This window comes from Chryseobacterium sp. SN22 (genome assembly GCF_008329705.1).
Classification (GTDB): Bacteria; Bacteroidota; Bacteroidia; order Flavobacteriales; family Weeksellaceae; genus Chryseobacterium.
Genome location: NZ_VTSX01000022.1, coordinates 81,646 through 99,727, shown reverse-complemented (window position 1 = coordinate 99,727; position 18,082 = coordinate 81,646). Strand labels below are relative to the sequence as shown.

Sequence of the window (18,082 nt, the reverse complement as noted above, 5' to 3'; positions counted from 1 at the left end):
ATTAAAAATAGTACGGGTTAAGGCTCGGGACGGCTTGCCGTCCCGAGCCTTAACGTTTGTATCAGTCGTTGTGGTAAGGCTTTCCCTGCAGGATCTGATCGGCCCGGTAAAGCTGCTCTACAATAAACAGCCGGATCATCTGATGGGTAAACGTCATTTTAGACAGCGATACTTTCTCGTTCGCTCTCGAATACATTTCATCCGAAAATCCGTAAGCCCCGCCAATCAGCAGGTGGATTTTTTTTACCGAAGCATTCATCCAGCCGTCGATTTTACCGGCAAATTCCCTGCTCGTGAGCTGTTTTCCCTTTTCATCCAGAATCAGGACCAGATCCGTCCGGTCGATATGGTTTAAAAACAGTTTTCCTTCTTCCTTTTTCAGAAGGTCGGGCGAAAGATTTTTTGCATTTTTTACATCCGGGATTTCGGTAATCTCGAAGTTCCAGTGTTTCGGAAGACGTTTCAGGTAATAATTAATGAGTGAAGTGATTTCCTTATCATCTGTTTTTCCGATACAAAGTAAGCTGATCTGCATGATTAGAGTAAATTTTAATGACAAAGATATTCATAAATTAAAGAAAGTCATCATTCCTTAATTCAATGGGAAATTTCAATTTTAAAAAAATCATTACTTTTGTAGGAACACCGGTCCGATGCATAATACAAATTCCTTCCTGTATTTTCGTATTTTCTACCGATGGCTCGCATCGGCGGGAGTATCGATGGTGGATACCGAAATGCTGGACAGAACGGTTATATTAAAATAAAGAATGAGCGCAAAACTTCCAAAATTTATCTTGAAAATCCAAGAGTTTTTCGACGATATCCATATCCCTGTATTAGGTATTTCCCTCTGGCAGATGTTTCAGATCTATATCCGCGGAATTTTTAAGGATAAAATAGGCCGTAAGGCGGCAGCTATTTCGTGGAGCTTTACCATTAGTCTGTTCCCGTTTATTCTTTTCTTGCTGTCAATTCTGCCATATATGCCGCATTATGACAAGCTACAGTTTTATATTTTTGATGTTTTACTGCATAATATTTTCCCATCCAATATTGAAGGTGATGTCCGCGATTATATCGAAAACAGCATTGTCCCGAACATGAAAGGGATCAGTAACCTGACCATCGTTTTTGCCCTGATTTTTGCGACAAACGGAACCTTTTCTCTCATCAACGGATTTAATGAAAATACAGATGAAAAGATGACGGATGTGAAAGAATTCATCCTTTCCTTTTTCATTACCATCGGGTTTATATCCATCGTTTTCCTATCGCTGTTCGGGGTTTACTATTCGGAATTTGTATTGAAGCTTTTTACGCCGGTAAAGGATATCTCGTGGCTCATCAAGAACCTTTCGAAAATCATCGGATTTGTTTCCTTTCCTATTTTTTATTTTATCCTCCTTACGTTATTTTACTGGCTGGGAACGGTACGGATTGCGAGGTTCCGGCAGGCAGTTCCGGGAGCGATTCTGACGACGGTTCTGTTTGTCGTAACGACTTATATTTTTGCGCTGTATGTAAAAAACATCGCCCGTTACAATGTATTGTACGGTTCCATCGGAAGCATGATTCTTCTGATGATCTGGATTAACGTCAATGTTTATCTGCTTCTTTTCGGAAACGAATTAAATATGGCCATCAGAAAGGTGAGAATTGAAAAACTGCTGTCCGATGAACTGAAGAGAAATACCAAAAACAAAGAGATCAACAGCAAAACACTGCTGAGCCGCCGGAAAAATCTTAAAAATAAGAATGAGGAAAACGATTGATAAGTTAATCACAACTAACTTTAATCATGTAAAGTCCAGAATTTAATAATTCAAATGTACCAGCATAAGGCTGTAAGACAGAAAATCAGAATATTTCCGGAAAAATTAATATTCCGGAAAATCCTGTAAATTGTAATTACAAATTATATTCTCCTGATCCTGGAAACGCCGTTGATGTCTTTCAGTTTGGTAAAAGTCTGCTCAAGCTGGCTTTTGTTTTTCACCTCAAGAATAATGGTTCCTGTAAAAATTCCGTCGTTGGATTCGATCGACATACTTTTCATATCCATTCCCATGGAACCGCTGATAACCGTGGTAATATCATTGATCATTCCCATCCTGTCAAGCCCTTCAATTTCGATTTTCACCCTGTTTTTGAAGCTTTCCGCATTTACCCATTTGGCAGGGATTACCCGGTAATCGTATTGGGCACGGAGGTTAATGGCATTCGGGCAGTTGTCGCTGTGGACCTTGATTCCGTCTGAAATCGTAATAAACCCGAAAATTTTGTCGCCCGGAATTACCGTACAGCATTTGGCATAAGTATAATTTAGCTTCTCTTCATCTTTTCCAAAGACGATCATATCAAGATTCTGTTCCTTCGGTTCTACAAAGGCTGTATTTTTTGATGGGGATTTCCTGAATCTTGAAAGCAGATTGTTGAATACATTTTTACTTTCAATATACTTTCTCAAACTGCTTGCATCCAGTTCGTTGGATTGGAATTTCAGAAACAGTTCCTGAGAACTCTTAAGGTTATAAAATTTCTGCAGCTTGTTGATTTCGTCATCATTAAAACTGATTTTGGCATGACGGAGCTTTCGCTGCAGGATTTCTTTCCCTTCATCAACCAGCTGGTTCTTCTGTGAATTCAGGTAGCTCTTGATCTTGGATTTGGCTTTTGAGGTCACCACAAATTCCAGCCAGTCGGATTTTGGTTTCTGATTCTGGGAAGATAAAATATCCACCTGATCCCCGTTCTGAAGAACATAGGAAATCGGGACCAGCTTCCCGTTGATTTTCGCTCCCAGGCATTTCATCCCCAGATCGGAGTGAACCGAAAAGGCGAAATCAAGAGCAGTAGCATTGGTCGGTAAAATTTTAATTTCTCCTTTAGGCGTAAAGACAAAAACTTCTTTGGAATATAAATTAAGCTTGATGTTATCAAGAAGTTCCGAAGTGGTGAGGTTCTGCTGCTGTTCGAGTACCTCACGGATCTCCGTTACCCAGTTCTCAAAGTTGCGGTCTTCCGAGCTCTGCTTGTAGCCTTCTTTGTATTTGTAATGGGCAGCCACCCCTTTTTCAGCAATTTCATCCATTCTTTCCGAACGGATCTGCACTTCAATCCACTTTTTATCAGGTCCCAGGACCGTTAAATGTAAACTTTCGTAGCCTGTAGATCGCGGCTGCGTAATCCAGTCACGCATTCGGGAAGGGTTACTATGGTAAACATCTGTTACAATGGAATAAATTTTCCAGGCCAGGAATTTCTCGTTCTTGGCATCGGATTTATAGATGATCCTGATGGCATAGTTATCATATACTTCCTCAAAAGAAACGCCCTGCTTCAGCATTTTCCGGTAAATCGAGGAAATAGCCTTTGCCCTTCCTTTGATTTTAAAATGCAGGCCTTCTTCATGCAGCTTTTCGGAAACTTCCGTTTTAAACTCTTCAATATACCTTTCACGGCTTTCCTTGGCAAGCTCGAGTTTTTCCGTAATCTCCTTATAGACATCAGGATTGTTGTATTTCAAAGAAAGGTCTTCAAGTTCGGATTTGATGTTATACAAACCGAGACGATGGGCCATCGGTGCATAAATATAAACCGTTTCGGAGGCAATCTTCTTCTGCTTGTCCGGTACCATGCTTTCGAGAGTCCGCATATTATGAAGACGGTCGGCGATCTTAATCAGGATGACCCTGAAATCTTCAGAAAGTGTCAGCAGAAGTTTCCGGTAGTTTTCAGACTGTACCGAAATATTCTGGTGGTTCATGATGGAGATCTTTGTCAGCCCGTTTACGATATTTGCTATTTTCTCACCAAAGATTTTCTTAAGATCTTCGTAAGTATAGTCGGAATCCTCGACTACATCGTGCAGAAGAGCACAGGCAATAGAAGTGGCTCCCAAACCGATTTCTGTCGCTACGATTTTCGCAACGGCAATGGGATGGTAAATGTAGGGTTCACCCGATTTTCTGCGCTGGTCCTTATGGGCGTCCAGGGCAATGTCGAATGCTTTTCGGATGAGCTTGTTGTTTTCCTCATCTAAAGTCCGGTATGTGTTAGAAATTAGATCTTTGTATCTTGCAAGGATCTCCTTATTCTCTTGTTCTAAGTCGTAACTCATTTGTGCAGCAGCCTATATTTAAACGAAAATACGAAATTTCCCGCACTTTTCAAAGCTAAAAAATCCGCAGAAAGTTCTGCGGACTCAGGTTATAGATTTTATCCTTGATAGTTAAATTTCGTTTCAGAATCCTTCCCGCTTGCAAAACCTTTTATGTTCGTGCGGTTTTGGGATTTAACTTAAATTTCAAGACCAGATTAACTTTATAAATACTGGACAGGAATTATTTTTAAAATATATTCACGGTGTCTTGAATTTTAAATCGGTGGTAAAGGTAATGTAATTTTTAATATAATTTAATATTTTTTAATAAAAATTAATATTTGATATTTTATTACTAACGATTGATTGTTTTTAATAACATTAATAAAACTATAAATTTCAAAATACACTAATAAATTCTGATAATAATGTAAACTCGAAGCAGGAACAATTTAAAAGGCCTGAAGGGGCAGGCTGGATGCCGGAAGTTTTTCTACTGATATTATAGCCGGCAGTCTGTATTATCAAATTATATTATTTTCCATCTTAATTAAGAGGATGCTATTAATGATTAATTCTGATTCTGAAAACAAATTAATAATATCGTATTTACGCTAATGAAAGCAGGTGTCAATCTTTTTAAATGATCGGGAGGCTGAAAAAAAGAGCGGACTTAATAAGCCCGCTTTCGTAATTTCTTAGTTTCAATTAAATTTTCTCATTTTTAATTTCTTCCACAATTTCAGGATTTAAAAGCGTGGTAATATCCCCGAAATTACTGAAGTCGCCTTCTGCAATTTTTCTCAGGATTCTGCGCATGATTTTTCCGGAACGTGTTTTCGGAAGTCCTGAAACGAACTGAATCTTATCCAGCTTGGCAATCGGACCGATCTGATCGGCGATCAGCTGGTTGATTTCTTTTTTCAGGTTTTCCCTTTGTCTGCTTTCCCCGGTTTCCTTCAGCACGACATAGCCGTATAAAGCATTTCCTTTGATATCGTGAGGGTAGCCTACAATAGCGGATTCCGCTACAGCCGGATGCTGGTTGATGCTGTCTTCGATTGGCGCGGTTCCCAGGTTGTGTCCCGAAACGATGATTACATCGTCTACCCGTCCCGTAATTCTGTAATAGCCTACTTCATCCCTCAAGGCACCGTCACCGGTAAAATATTTCCCAGGGAAGGCTGTAAAATAGGTTTCTTTATACCGCTGGTGATCTCCCCAGATGCTTCTGGCAATTCCCGGCCATGGAAAACGGATGCACAGGTTCCCGGTTACCTGGTTGCCCATAATTTCATTGCGCTTGTCATCCATCAGGACGGGTTGTATCCCCGGCAGCGGAAGGGTGGCGTAGGTTGGTTTGGTAGGTGTTACAAATGGCAGTGGCGAAATCATAATTCCTCCGGTTTCCGTCTGCCACCATGTATCGACGATCGGGCACTTTTTCCTGCCAACGTGATCGTTGAACCAATGCCAGGCCTCATCATTGATGGGCTCACCTACGGATCCTATTACTTTCAGGCTGCTCAGGTCATGCTTGTCTACCCATTCCGCACTTTCCTTAGCCAGTGAACGTATGGCAGTAGGAGCGGTATAAAATTGGGTAATCTTATGTTTTTCAATTACTTCCCAAAAACGGTCAGGCTCAGGATAAGTAGGAACCCCTTCAAAAATGACGGTCGTGGCTCCGTTTAGCAACGGTCCGTAAAGGATATAGGAATGTCCGGTAATCCATCCGATGTCAGCCGTACACCAGTAGATATCGTTTTCTTTATAATTGAATACATTTTTAAAAGTATAAGCCGTATACACCATATATCCGGCACAGGTGTGCAGCATTCCTTTCGGCTTCCCGGTAGAACCTGAAGTATAAAGAATAAAAAGCGGGTCTTCAGCATCCATGATCATCGTCACGAAATCCGGAGAAGCATTTTCATACAGTTCTTCCATCCAGAAATCCCTGTTTTCTTTCATCTTTATTTCGTTCTTTGTTCTTTTAACGACCAAAACTTTTTCTACGCTCGGTGTTTTTTCAAGGGCTTCATCCACAATGCTTTTCAGATCGAGCACTTTGTTTCCACGGTAGCTTCCGTCTGAAGTAATCACCATTTTCGCTTCGCAGTCATTTACCCTTGAGGCAACGGCAGAAGCAGAGAATCCGGCGAAAATAACGGAATGCACGGCACCCAATTTGGCACAGGCCAGCATGGTAACGGCCAGTTCAGGAATCATCGGAAGATAGATGCACACCCGGTCGCCTTTTTCAATGCCCATTTCTTTAAGAACGTTAGCGGTTTTGTTGACCCTTGTATATAAGTCACTGTAGGAAATATGCTGGGCTTCTTCTTTCGGATCGTTAGGTTCCCAGATAATAGCGGTCTTGTCGCCGCGCACGGAAAGGTGCCTGTCCAGGCAGTTTTTGGTGATATTTAATTTGGCATTTTTAAACCAGGTGATCTTCGCTTCATTCATGTCATATTTCACGACCTTGCTCCAACGCTGATACCAGACAAAATTCTGATCGGCTATTTTGTCCCAGAATTTCTTTGGATTTTTAATAGACTTTTTATATTCTTCAAAATAATGCGGTAAATCTTCTATCAGGTAGTTTCTCATATCCCTTTCGTTTTTTATTTGAATTTTGTTATTTAAATTTATGTTTAATTTCTTGTTTACGCCCTATATTCTCTGATTTTCAGCTGAATTTCTTCGACGATTTTTTCATCATCAATTGTCGACGGAACCTGGAATTCTTTTTCGTCCAGCAAAGTACGGATCAGCTTTCTCAGGATTTTTCCGGAGCGGGTTTTCGGCAGGCGTTTTACAGTCATCACATTTTTCAGACAGGCGACAGCACCGATTTTATCCCGGACCATCTGTACGATCTGTTTCTCTATCGTTTCACAGGAAATACGGGAACAGTTCTTTAAGACAACTGTTGCAAAAGGAACCTGACCTTTCAGGTCGTCATCGATACCTACTACGGCGCATTCGGCCACATCGGGATGTGAGGAAACGATCTCTTCCATTTCGGAAGTCGAGAGGCGGTGACCGGCCACATTGATGACATCGTCGACTCTTCCGGTGATGAAGATATAGCCTTCTTCGTCTTTTATAGCGCCGTCTCCTGAGAAATAATAGCCTTTGTATTGCGATAGATAACTGCTCTGAAAACGGTCGTTATCATTCCAGATGCCGAGCAGTGCTCCCGGCGGAAGCGGAAGTTTAATAATGAGATAGCCTTCCTGATGGGCATCCAGCTCATAGCCGTTTTCATCAAAGATCTTAATATCATAGCCAGGAACCGGTTTTCCGGCGGAAGCCCTTTCGATTTTATAGTTCCCGTCAGCAGTCATCAGGCCAAGCATCGGCCAGCCCGATTCCGTCTGCCACCAATGGTCGATGGCGGGGACGCCGATGTGTTTTTCAAACCAGTCGAGGGTGGCGACATCACATCTTTCCCCGGCGAGAAACTGCTTTTTAAAATGGGTTAAATCGTATTTTTTGATCAGTTCGCCGTCAGGATCTTCTTTTTTAATCGCCCGGATGGCGGTAGGCGCCGTAAACATGACTGAGACTTTATACTCTGAAATGATCCTCCAGAAAGTTCCCGCATCAGGCGTCATCACCGGTTTCCCTTCAAAAATAATTGTGGTGTTCCGGTTGATCAGCGGTCCGTAGACGGAAAAGCTGTGGCCAACCGCCCATCCGAAATCGGAGGCAGCCCAATAGGTTTCGCCCGGTTTTACGCCGTAGATATAGTTCATGGAAAATTTTAAGGCTGTGGCGTAACCACCGGTATCCCGGGTAATGCCTTTCGGTTTTCCCGTTGTCCCCGAAGTATACAGTAAATAGAGTGGATGAATGGATTCTACGGCAACACAGTCTGCCGGTTCCGACTGTTGAACAAGTTCTTCATAATCAATCAGTCCGCCAAACATTTCATGCTGATTGTCGGCGAGTTTCCTGTTGTAGACAATGATGTTTTCCACTTTATCCTGAGCCAGCTCGATGGCTTTTTCTACCAACGGCAGGTAAGGAATCCTTTTGGAAATTTCGATGCCCGCGGTTGCGGTAATCAGTGCCTTCGGCTTGCAGTCATCAATCCTTACCACCAGCTCATGCGGGGCAAAACCTCCGAAAACTACATTGTGAATAACGCCAATTCTTGCACAGGCCAGCATAGCAAATAATGTCTGGGGAATCATCGGCATATAGATCACGGCGGTATCGCCTTTTTGTAACCCCAGGGAAACCAATCCTCCGGCAAGCTTTGTAATTTCTTCTTTAGCCTGGCTGAAGGTATATGTTTTCTTTTGTCCGGTCACAGGAGAGTCATAAATAATGGCCGTCTGGTCCCCGAAGCCGTCTTCGATATGTTTGTCGATGCACAGGTAACACATATTCAGTTCCCCGTCGGAAAACCATTGGGGATAATCGTTTTTGCCTTCCGAAAGAATTTGTGCCGGAAATCTGAACCACTGTATTTGCTCAGCCTGCTCCTTCCAGAAATTCTCTTTGTCTTCTATGCTTCTTTTAAATAAATGTTCCGTATCCATTTTTGTTTTTTTAATTAATCCAATCGTGTTTAAAAGCGATTAATCATCAATATCATTTATCAATCATTCTCCCAGCATTTCTGCAATCTGCTGCATCAATTTTTTGATGGAGTAAGGCTTGGTAACGTAGGCATCAGCACCCATCTCAAGCCCTTTTTCTATATCTTTCGGATTGTTTTTCGCGCTTAGGAAAATAACTCTGGTCTCTTTCAGTTTTTCATCCTGCCTGATGATCTCCAGGGTGCTGTATCCGTCCAGGTTCGGCATCATAATATCCAACAGGATGACATCAGGAACCATGGTTTTTAGAAATTCCAGGACTTCCGTGCCGTCTCTGGCAATAAATACGTCGTAGCCGTTTTTCCTGAAGCTGTATTCCAACGACATCAGTATCTTATGTTCGTCATCTGCAATAATGATCCTTTTCATTTTTCTTTTTCTTTATTAAATAGGAACCCTTAGGGTTCAATTTTCTTCACTACCTCTATTGGCCGGCAAGGTAACCGTAAAGGTCACGCCCAGCCCGCTGTTTTCTGCTTTTATAATGCCTCCCTGGGCCTGAACGATTTTTTTGCAAATAGCTAACCCAAGCCCGCTGCCTGCCGGTTTTAAAATATTCTGGCTTTTGGACTGGTAAAATTTGTCGAAAATCATTTCCAGATCCTCTTCCGGAATGTGTTTTCCGGTATTGAATAAGGTAATGACGAAGCGGTTTTCTTTTTCGGCAAATTTAGTCTGAATCGTTCTCTGCTCATCTGTAAATTTCAGTGCATTTCCTAAAATATTCTGAAACAGCTGAATCATACGGGCTTCATCATATTCAAATAACACCCGATTGAGAAGATTAACTTCGCTTATATGGATGTTTTTCTGCTGAATCAAATGAAGGAGCGGATTCAGTGCTTTTTTATAGGTTTCCAGGATGTTGTGTTCCTTTATGTGCAATACAATTTCACCATGTTCCAGCTTATCAAGATACAGGATATCGTTGATGATCTCGCTCAGCCGGTCGGATTCAGTGATAATATTGTTCAGGAACTCCTGTTTGATATCCGGCGGGATATCATCATCGTCAGCCAGGATTTCTCCGGCGGACCGGATAGCGGTAATCGGCGTTCTCAGCTCATGGGCAACGGAATCCAGGAAATCGTCTTTCTGCTGGTCTTTAATAATTAAATTTTCATTGGCGTTTCTCAGGTCGTCCGATAATTTTTTCAGCTCTTCCGATTGTTCCGTAAGTTTTTTATTAAGGATGATCGTTTCTTTGGATTCTTCCAGAATATTCAGGACTTCCTTCAGCGAAATTTTATCTTCTTTGGTTACCCCTTCGATTAAAATTTTTGCCGAAGCGGTGCCTATTCGTCCGGCCAGCAGGTTTTCCGAGAATTTGATAAATCTTGAGTCGGCCGTCTCAGCCTGCGAGTCGATGTTGTATTTCAAATTGAAAATCCGCAGGGCCTGTTCGGTTTTCTTTTTTCCCAGAAACCGTTCCAGGATATTTTTGATATCCGAAACATAGGCAGTCCCGCGCCAGATAAAGGCATTTTCATGATTCTGGATATATTTGTCGATGTCCACGTACAGTTCGGCAAAGTTCCGTTCCCGGTAATCGCCTTTCTTGCTTACGGAAATGATGCTGAACAATCCGGAATTCACAAGAAGTGACCAAAAGAAGATTTCCGGAATTCTTCCCAAAAAAGGAATGGTAAAAAAGTTGAAAGCCTCATACAGATCTCTCAAAGCCCCTTTTAGTTCCTGATTAAAGGAAAAATAGTATTGGGGGATAATTAAGCCGAAATAGCAGATCACCAGCCCTGCAAGCAATCCGGCGACAGCCCCTTTGTAGCTTCCTCTCCGCCAGAAGATCGCCCCGAAAAAAGCGGGTGCCAGCTGGGCGATAATCACGAAGGAAATCAGTCCCACCGAATCCAGCGAAGTTTTTAAAATGAAATATTTATAAAAGGCAAACGCCATGATGATCAGCGCGAAAATGCTGAACTTCCGGATATTGGTAATGATGCGGGTATTTTTTATTTCATTCTCTGACTTAAATTTCCCAAGCAGTCCGTAGGGAATAATTAAATTGTTGGAAAGCATGATGGATAAAGTAATGGCGGAAATAATGATCATTGAAATGGAAGAGCTCAGTCCGCCCAGAAAAACACAGACCGTAATCCAGGTATTGTTGAAATGCTGAGGGATTAAAATGGAGTAGAACTCCGGATTAACGTTTTGTCCGTCAAAGATCAGCCTTCCCGCCCAGGCGATCGGAAAAATAAAGACGGTAAAAATCAACAGATAGATCGGAAAAAACCAGATCGCTGTTTTAATGTGCTTCTCCTGCCGGTTTTCGATGATGGCCGTATGGAACTGCCGCGGCAAAATGCAGATGGCTGTTCCTGAGATCATACACAGGACCATCCAGTTCATAGCTCCTTCAATCCCGTTGAATGTGTTTTTTTGCTTAAAATCCGCGAACCGGTTGGCTTTTTCATAAATGTCCGAAAATCCGTCAAATACAAAATAAATAACGAACACTCCCAGAACAATAATGAAAAACAGTTTTAAAAAACTTTCGAAGGCAATAGCTGAGATAATGCCCAGTCTTTTTTCCGAAGCATCTACATACCGGGTGCCGTAATACGATGCAAACAGAGCGATTAAAAGAACAACAAACGTAGCACTATCCGTTAAGATATTTTTTGAAATTTCCGTTTCGGTAACCAGATGGAATGTTTCGGAAATCGCTTTGATCTGAAGTCCGATATAAGGCACGATCGCCAGAAGGCAGACAATGGTGATGATCGCGCTTAGGCTCCTGCTGTTGCCATACCGCAATGAAATGAAATCGGCCAGGCTGCTGATTTTATTAACCCTGGAAATCCGCACAATCCGGGTGTTGATGTAAATCCACGCTGGAATGATCATAATGGGGCCGACATAAATCGGTAGATAATTGAGCCCGCTGGTCGCCGCTACACCAATACTTCCGTAATACGTCCATGCGGTGCAGTAAACTGCAAGCGAGAGGGCATAGATATAAGGATTGTTGATCCATAGCTTGCTTTTCTTCCTTTCTGCCAGGTAGGCCACCAGGAACAAAAGAGCCAGGTAAAATAAAACCACGGTGAACAATGCGAAACTACTCATCATGCTTTTTTACAATTACAAAAGAAATAATGATGGAAATCATCCAGACCACGAAAATATAGACTAGAATCACCGGATAACCGAAAACTTCACGGGAACTGTTGAACAGCAGCGATATAGGAATGCTGAAGGCGATCAGAAGCCCGATGCTCAGGATAATCAGTTTTTGTTCGTGTCTTTTTTTCATGATTGATGATTGATAAATGATGATTGATCATCTTATGACAGGTAATCCGTCATTTATATTTTATAACTTTTTTTATGATAAATAATTAATGAATGGTAATTGATCGTTTGACGGAAATTTATCCATCACTGATCAATTACCATTCATCATTCATCACTTAGCTTTTCTCGTCAGCATATTCCCCGATCAGGGCATAATAGCCGAAAATCGCCAGTCCGCCTGAGATAATCGGCATCAGCACAAACAGGACGATAATTCCGAAAACCAGATCTTCCTGTTTTCCTGAGCTGATTTTGGGGATTCCCAAGACCGTAATCCCGAAATATCCTACCACCAGTGCAATGGCGATCCAGAGTATACCTAATATTTTTTTTAGTCCGTTCATTTTAGTAGATTTAAAATTAATAAAAATTTAAATGCTTCAGCACTTAATCGTGAATATTGTTGTTCTTGTTTTTAAGATAAAATAATCCGATCAGCAAACATACGGAAGCAACGCCTATCGGGTACCAAAGTCCTTCCAGATACCAGGTGGCGTGGCCCGCTTCCTTGCCTGTTGTTACCAGATAAGTAGCCACAGCCGGAAGCAGTCCCCCGAAAACGCCGTTTCCGATGTGATAAGGCAGCGACATTGAGGTATAACGGATCCTTACCGGGAACATTTCTACTAAAAATGCGGCAATAGGGCCGTATACCATCGTTACGAAAATCACCTGGATGAATACTAGAAATATCAGGAGCATATTCGTGTCGGTATTTATTTTAACGGACTGGGTTACTTTAGGTTCTTCCGCTTTTCCGTCTTTCATGACAGGTCCTGCCGGCGACCAGTGGACGATGCTGTCTTTTTTCATCAAAGTCCCGTCGGTATACGTCAGTTCTTTATGGAAGGTGATCAGGCTGTCGGTCGCAATTTTATCATGTATTTTTGCCGTTCTTTTTTCAACCAGGCCGTTTTTGGCAACCGTTTTGGATTTCAGGTCAATGCTGTTGAACATTTTATCATAAATGGGACGGTATGCCAGAATCGCAACCAGCATTCCCGTCATCATGATGGCTTTTCTTCCCACTTTATCGGAAAGCCACCCGAAAAATACGAAGAACGGCGTTCCCATCAGGAGCGCAATCGCCATCAGCTTATCGACCTGTGCGGATTCGATGTTCATTACTTTCTGCAGGAAGCTCATGGCATAAAACTGACCCGTATACCAGATTACCCCTTGTCCCATGGCTGCTCCGAACAAGGCCAGCAAGACGAATTTGAAATTGAATTTATTGCCGAAGCTTTCTTTTAACGGATTTTTAGAAGTTTTTCCTTCACTTTTAGCCTTGGCAAAAAGCGGCGATTCCTTCATGTTTTTCCGGATGATATATGAAACACCTACCATCAGGATCGAGATCCAGAAAGGAACCCTCCAGCCCCAGTTGTCAAAATCTTCAGCCGATAAGGTGCTTTTCGTAATTAAGATAATAATTAATGAAATAAACAATCCTGCCGTTGCCGTGGTCTGTATCCAGGAAGTCCAGTATCCCCGCCGGTGCGGCTGGGCGTATTCTGCCACATAAGTGGCGGCACCTCCGTATTCTCCGCCCAATGCCAATCCCTGCAATAATCTTAAAATTAAGACCAGGACAGGTGCCATAAACCCGATGGTTTCATAGCTCGGAATACATCCGATAAGGAATGTAGAGAATCCCATGATCAGTAAAGTAACCAGGAAAGTGTATTTTCTTCCGATGAGATCTCCCAGTCTTCCGAAAAACAGAGCTCCGAAAGGCCTCACCACAAATCCTGCAGCAAATGTAGCCAGCGTGGATAAGAATGCGGCGGTGGGATTGTCTGCCGGGAAAAATTTTGTCGATAAAACGACGGCAAGGCTTCCGAAGATATAGAAGTCGTACCATTCGATCAGGGTGCCGAGGGAGGAGGCGGTGATAACGCTCCAGATCGTGCGGTTTTTCTGCTTCTCAGTCATGTTCTGGTAAGCATCGTGATGATTTTCGCTCATATGGCTTGGTTTAGTGTTGGTTAAATTTGTTATTGAGTTTCTGAAATTTTCTTTTTGATGGCTGATGCCAGACATTGCTATAGATAAATCTGGAACTGTACGATAAATTCCCCTTTTGAAGAAGGACTTTCCGTCGGGCTCATATACACCGGCCTTGTTGAGTACTGGGTGGTAATTTTAGCGTGGTGGCCGTCCAGGAACCAGTTGGCTCCGATATCGAATTGTGAGGATGATTTATCTAAAGCCTCAAAGCTTTTGTGCGTATAGGCGGCAAAAGGCTGGATCCTGATTTTGGGTTTTTCTGCATGGCTTGGCAGTAATAATCCGGCCTGCGCATAAATCATATTTCCGGTACCGATCACAGGCTGAAGGTTTCCCGGTCCTGCAATGGCTTTCTGACCGATAAAATTCGGATCGGAAGCGGCAATGTTCATGGTTCCAAGATTTCTCAGGTAATTCGGGCCGAACTGGTAATTGTAATAGCCTGCATAAGCGGAAACGGCCATTTTATTTTTAGCATTGCCCAAAGGAATATCGGCGAAAGCATCCACGGCAAAAAGGCTGATGTCGTGCTTTTCAACAGTTGAATTTACGGAAGTCCGTGTTCCGTCTTTTTGATGATAAAACCCGGCGCCTACATTGAAAACTTTTTTCGTTCCTAAATAGGAGCCGACTTTAAAAGGCAGTGTATTGGATTCTTCATCCAGAAACTGGTATTCCACATAACCTGCCTTTGAGAAATTCGGGTTTCCATTATTATCTACGGCCACGGCTTTTGCCGGATCGGTAACGTTGACAGGGGTAAGATCGGTCGCAAAAGGTTTGTTCAGGCTGAAACGGTATTCCAGTTTTCCGTATTTTCCTTTCGCAAACATTCCCAGCTGCCGGGCAAACTGGTCGGAATTGTCGATCAGCGGCCAGGTAAAGACAGGGGAGTCTACGGTAAGGAAATTCAGGGTGGAAGCCATGGTCATCCGGGAAAGTCCCATATAATAATGCAGCCCGGCTCCTAAGGATAAGCTGAATTTCCCGGCCTCTCCTGGTAAAACTACGGCATATTCATTCCAGGCATCGTGGAAAAACAGCTGGGTCTTTTTCCCGTTGCCGTTTCCACCGGTACCGGTAGTTCCCGGGGCGCCACCGTTGATAAAGGTTTGATTGTTAATTCCAAAATGAAGGAGGATCATGTATCTTTTGGAGATCTGAGCATAAGCCAGAGCACGCAGCCGGCGGTTTCCCAGGCTCCAGGAATTGTCGGTAGGTTCTCTGCCCACCATACTCCCGGGATTCATTTCAGTATTTCTCAGCCAGAACTGATCCCATAAAATAAATCTGACGTATTTATCGCCCTGTTGATTCAGGTTGAGTTTCAGTCCGCTTCCATAATCCGGCGATCCCTGGGAATATAAAGAATTGCTGATTAAAGCTAATCCGATAAAAGTGAGTAATTTCTTCATAAATTATCAATTTTTGGCGTTGTTTTTTATAAAAGCCAAATTGTAATTAATAATTTAGTTACGAAAATTTAATATATATTACCGGTAAGGATATAGCTGCAAGTTATAAAGTATGAGTTATGAGTTTCAAGTTATATGTTTGATCACTGTCTCAAGGGATAGAAAAACATGATACAGGCTATTGTAAGGCTATGATTTATTAATGGTTAAATTATTTTTAATTCAGCATTAATAACTTATAACTCATTTTTTAAACCTTTCCCATTTGATCAGCATATATTTATCGGCAAATTGGGTGATGATAAGGCCTGAATTTTTGATGTTTTCTTCTTTTGACATATAGTCGATCAGTTCGTTCTGTTTCAGTATTTTATAGACCGGATGGAATTCCGAGTGGGGCGGTCTCGTAATGTTGTATTTTTTGATCCACGAACTGATGGTGACATGGGAAACCCCTATGATCCGTTCGATTTCACGGAAGCTTAATCCCTCCAGATACAGCTGTAAAGCTTTAGTTACGTAATAATCGTCAATCTGTTTTCCTAATTTTTTTACGGTAAAATAATATCCGCATTCTTTGCATAGGAAGCGCTGTTTTTCATTAACGATTCCGCTTTTTACAGCTTTGATACTGTTGCATTTAGGGCATTGATTTTCCATACCTATATTTTTTTAGCAAATATATAATAATTTATCAATATATTAAATTAACGTAAAGATAAATTAACTTTTTAATAATATTTTAAGATAAAAAATATCTTTAGTATTTGCTTTTTAAAGTAATATTATTTTAAATTTGCTGAAAAATTCAGATAAATACATGAATATAGAAGTTTCCTCATCCATTCATCTGATGTATGTGAATGAAATACAGCAGGAAATGTATGATTCTGCACAGCGCAGAGGAACAGGGATCGCCAAGCGCTCTATTGAATATCTCAGTAAAAAAATTACTGAAGGAAATGCGGTCGTCGCGACGGATAACGGAAAATGGGTAGGGTTCTGTTATATAGAAACCTGGTCTCACGGTCAGTTTGTGGCCAATTCCGGACTGATTGTTTCTCCGGATTTCAGACACCTTGGAGTCGCTACCCTGATCAAGGATAAAGTGTTTGCTTTATCCCGGAATAAGTATCCGGAAGCCAAGATTTTCGGATTAACTACCGGACAGGCAGTCATGAAGATCAACAGCGATCTCGGTTACAAACCGGTCATTTATTCCGAACTTACCCAGGATGAAGAATTCTGGAACGGCTGCAAAAGCTGCGTGAATTACGACATTCTAATGAAGAAAGAACGGAAGAACTGCCTTTGTACGGCCATGCTTTTCGTTCCTGAAAATATAAAAAAGAACAGTGCTGAAAATGTTCAGCCGGATAATCGATACAATAATGAGCAAGAAAGTAGTTTTAGCGTTTAGCGGAGGTCTGGATACCTCTTACTGTGCCAAATACCTCAGCGAAATACTGGGGTATGATGTGTATGCAGTTACTGTAAACACCGGAGGTTTTTCTAAAGAAGAAGAAAAAGAACTGGAGAAGAGGGCCATGGATCTCGGAGTGAAAGAATACAGGTGCGTTGCAGCTCAGGAAGACTACTATAATTCTTGTGTTAAGTATCTGATTTTCGGAAACGTGCTGAAAAACAATACCTATCCTCTGTCTGTTAGTGCAGAACGTACCATCCAGGCTCAGGAAATTGCTAAATACGCCATAGAAACCGGTGTCGATGCCATAGCCCACGGAAGTACGGGAGCGGGAAACGATCAGGTGCGGTTTGACCTGATTTTCCAGGTGATGTGCCCGGACGTCGAAATCATTACACCGATCCGTGATCTTTCTTTGTCGCGCGAAGAGGAAATTGAATTCCTGAGAAGCCACGGTTACGATATGGAATTCCATAAAGCGCAGTATTCCGTAAATAAAGGATTATGGGGAACATCGGTGGGCGGAAAAGAAACACTGACCTCCCGGAACAGCCTTCCGGAAGAAGCTTTTCCTTCACAAATTAAAGAAAACCGGCCTTCGGAACTGGAAATTGAATTTAAAAACGGTGAAGTTACAGCAGTGAACGGAGAACATTTTGAACATCCGGTCTACGCGATCCAGAAAATTGAACAGCTGGCTTCCTCTTACGGCGTCGGCCGTGATATTCACGTCGGCGATACGATTGTCGGTATTAAAGGAAGGGTTGGATTTGAAGCAGCGGCGGCCTCTGTGATTATTAAAGCACATCATTTACTGGAAAAACATACACTTTCAAAGTACCAGCAGATGATGAAATCCCAACTGTCCGATTGGTATGGAAACTGGCTTCATGAAGCGCTTTTCCTGGATCCTGTGATGAGAAACATCGAATCTTTTTTGATAGATTCCCAGAAAACGGTAAGCGGTAAAGTGTTTGTAACCCTTCATCCGTACCGGTTTGTTTTAAATGGGATTGAGTCGGTACATGATTTAATGTCCGATAAGTTCGGAAGCTACGGGGAAGCCAATAGAGCCTGGACCGGTGATGATGTAAAAGGGTATACGAAAATCGTAAGCAACTCACTGAATATATACCATCAAATAAATAAGGCGAATGTATGATTGCTGATGGCTGTTGGTTAATGGCTA

The 18,082-nt window shown here is 42.1% G+C and carries 14 protein-coding genes; 3 read left to right on the top strand and 11 right to left on the bottom strand.

All coding sequences use genetic code 11. From position 1 onward, the window contains the following. Positions 1-61 precede the first annotated feature (61 nt). Positions 62-535 (bottom strand): 23S rRNA (pseudouridine(1915)-N(3))-methyltransferase RlmH, encoded by a 474-nt coding sequence (locus tag FY557_RS15385; RefSeq protein ID WP_149248127.1) that lies wholly within the window; start codon positions 533-535, stop codon positions 62-64. 235 nt (positions 536-770) lie between these two features. On the opposite strand from FY557_RS15385, the gene FY557_RS15380 reads away from it, so the two are divergent. Continuing rightward, positions 771-1,775, top strand: a complete 1,005-nt coding sequence (locus FY557_RS15380; protein WP_149248126.1) for a YihY/virulence factor BrkB family protein — start codon at positions 771-773, stop codon at positions 1,773-1,775. 143 nt (positions 1,776-1,918) lie between these two features. Here FY557_RS15380 and FY557_RS15375 read toward each other — a convergent pair whose 3' ends face one another. The 10 genes from FY557_RS15375 to FY557_RS15330 all read right to left on the bottom strand — a co-directional run bounded on the left by FY557_RS15375 (position 1,919) and on the right by FY557_RS15330 (position 16,127). Next, entirely contained in the window at positions 1,919-4,123 is a 2,205-nt protein-coding gene (locus FY557_RS15375) for a RelA/SpoT family protein (protein ID WP_149248125.1), read from the bottom strand. A gap of 690 nt (positions 4,124-4,813) precedes the next feature. Continuing rightward, positions 4,814-6,739: an acetate--CoA ligase gene (acs, locus tag FY557_RS15370; RefSeq protein WP_228451805.1), complete on the bottom strand. Its 1,926-nt coding sequence runs from the start codon at positions 6,737-6,739 to the stop codon at positions 4,814-4,816. Positions 6,740-6,777: 38 nt separating this feature from the next. Next, complete coding sequence (locus tag FY557_RS15365; protein ID WP_149248123.1) at positions 6,778-8,664, bottom strand: AMP-binding protein; 1,887 nt, start codon at positions 8,662-8,664, stop codon at positions 6,778-6,780. A 63-nt stretch (positions 8,665-8,727) separates the two neighbouring features. Beyond that, positions 8,728-9,093 (bottom strand): response regulator transcription factor, encoded by a 366-nt coding sequence (locus tag FY557_RS15360; RefSeq protein ID WP_149248122.1) that lies wholly within the window; start codon positions 9,091-9,093, stop codon positions 8,728-8,730. Between the two features lie 36 nt (positions 9,094-9,129). Beyond that, positions 9,130-11,814 (bottom strand): ATP-binding protein, encoded by a 2,685-nt coding sequence (locus FY557_RS15355; RefSeq protein WP_185151741.1) that lies wholly within the window; start codon positions 11,812-11,814, stop codon positions 9,130-9,132. Continuing rightward, positions 11,807-12,001: a hypothetical protein gene (locus tag FY557_RS15350; protein ID WP_149248120.1), complete on the bottom strand. Its 195-nt coding sequence runs from the start codon at positions 11,999-12,001 to the stop codon at positions 11,807-11,809. Before FY557_RS15350 ends, FY557_RS15355 begins: the two co-directional genes overlap by 8 nt. A 157-nt stretch (positions 12,002-12,158) precedes the next feature. After that, complete coding sequence (locus tag FY557_RS15345) at positions 12,159-12,386, bottom strand: DUF6814 family protein (protein WP_149248119.1); 228 nt, start codon at positions 12,384-12,386, stop codon at positions 12,159-12,161. Positions 12,387-12,429: 43 nt separating this feature from the next. After that, the gene (locus FY557_RS15340; protein WP_149248118.1) at positions 12,430-14,010 is read right to left on the bottom strand and encodes an MFS transporter; all 1,581 of its coding nucleotides are present in this window, start codon (positions 14,008-14,010) and stop codon (positions 12,430-12,432) included. Positions 14,011-14,087: 77 nt separating this feature from the next. Next, the gene (locus FY557_RS15335) at positions 14,088-15,467 is read right to left on the bottom strand and encodes a porin (protein ID WP_149248117.1); all 1,380 of its coding nucleotides are present in this window, start codon (positions 15,465-15,467) and stop codon (positions 14,088-14,090) included. 243 nt (positions 15,468-15,710) lie between these two features. After that, positions 15,711-16,127 carry a terminase gpP N-terminus-related DNA-binding protein gene (locus FY557_RS15330; protein WP_149248116.1) on the bottom strand — a complete coding sequence of 139 codons (417 nt, stop codon included), beginning with the start codon at positions 16,125-16,127 and terminating at the stop codon, positions 15,711-15,713. Between the two features lie 160 nt (positions 16,128-16,287). On the opposite strand from FY557_RS15330, the gene FY557_RS15325 reads away from it, so the two are divergent. Together FY557_RS15325 and FY557_RS15320 are read left to right on the top strand one after the other, a co-directional pair. Further along, entirely contained in the window at positions 16,288-16,887 is a 600-nt protein-coding gene (locus FY557_RS15325; protein WP_149248115.1) for a GNAT family N-acetyltransferase, read from the top strand. Then, complete coding sequence (locus FY557_RS15320) at positions 16,859-18,055, top strand: argininosuccinate synthase (protein ID WP_149248114.1); 1,197 nt, start codon at positions 16,859-16,861, stop codon at positions 18,053-18,055. The genes FY557_RS15325 and FY557_RS15320 overlap by 29 nt, the downstream gene beginning before the upstream one ends. Positions 18,056-18,082 lie beyond the last annotated feature (27 nt).

Bases quoted from the DNA above. Each gene is read 5' to 3' on its own strand.
- FY557_RS15375 (WP_149248125.1), bottom strand. From the start codon at position 4,123: ATGAGTTACGACTTAGAACAAGAGAATAAGGAGATCCTTGCAAGATAC.
- FY557_RS15365 (WP_149248123.1), bottom strand. From the start codon at position 8,664: ATGGATACGGAACATTTATTTAAAAGAAGCATAGAAGACAAAGAGAAT.
- FY557_RS15335 (WP_149248117.1), bottom strand. From the start codon at position 15,467: ATGAAGAAATTACTCACTTTTATCGGATTAGCTTTAATCAGCAATTCT.
- FY557_RS15345 (WP_149248119.1), bottom strand. From the start codon at position 12,386: ATGAACGGACTAAAAAAAATATTAGGTATACTCTGGATCGCCATTGCA.
- FY557_RS15330 (WP_149248116.1), bottom strand. From the start codon at position 16,127: ATGGAAAATCAATGCCCTAAATGCAACAGTATCAAAGCTGTAAAAAGC.
- FY557_RS15355 (WP_185151741.1), bottom strand. From the start codon at position 11,814: ATGAGTAGTTTCGCATTGTTCACCGTGGTTTTATTTTACCTGGCTCTT.
- FY557_RS15350 (WP_149248120.1), bottom strand. From the start codon at position 12,001: ATGAAAAAAAGACACGAACAAAAACTGATTATCCTGAGCATCGGGCTT.
- FY557_RS15360 (WP_149248122.1), bottom strand. From the start codon at position 9,093: ATGAAAAGGATCATTATTGCAGATGACGAACATAAGATACTGATGTCG.
- FY557_RS15340 (WP_149248118.1), bottom strand. From the start codon at position 14,010: ATGAGCGAAAATCATCACGATGCTTACCAGAACATGACTGAGAAGCAG.
- FY557_RS15385 (WP_149248127.1), bottom strand. From the start codon at position 535: ATGCAGATCAGCTTACTTTGTATCGGAAAAACAGATGATAAGGAAATC.
- FY557_RS15320 (WP_149248114.1), top strand. From the start codon at position 16,859: ATGAGCAAGAAAGTAGTTTTAGCGTTTAGCGGAGGTCTGGATACCTCT.
- FY557_RS15325 (WP_149248115.1), top strand. From the start codon at position 16,288: ATGAATATAGAAGTTTCCTCATCCATTCATCTGATGTATGTGAATGAA.
- FY557_RS15380 (WP_149248126.1), top strand. From the start codon at position 771: ATGAGCGCAAAACTTCCAAAATTTATCTTGAAAATCCAAGAGTTTTTC.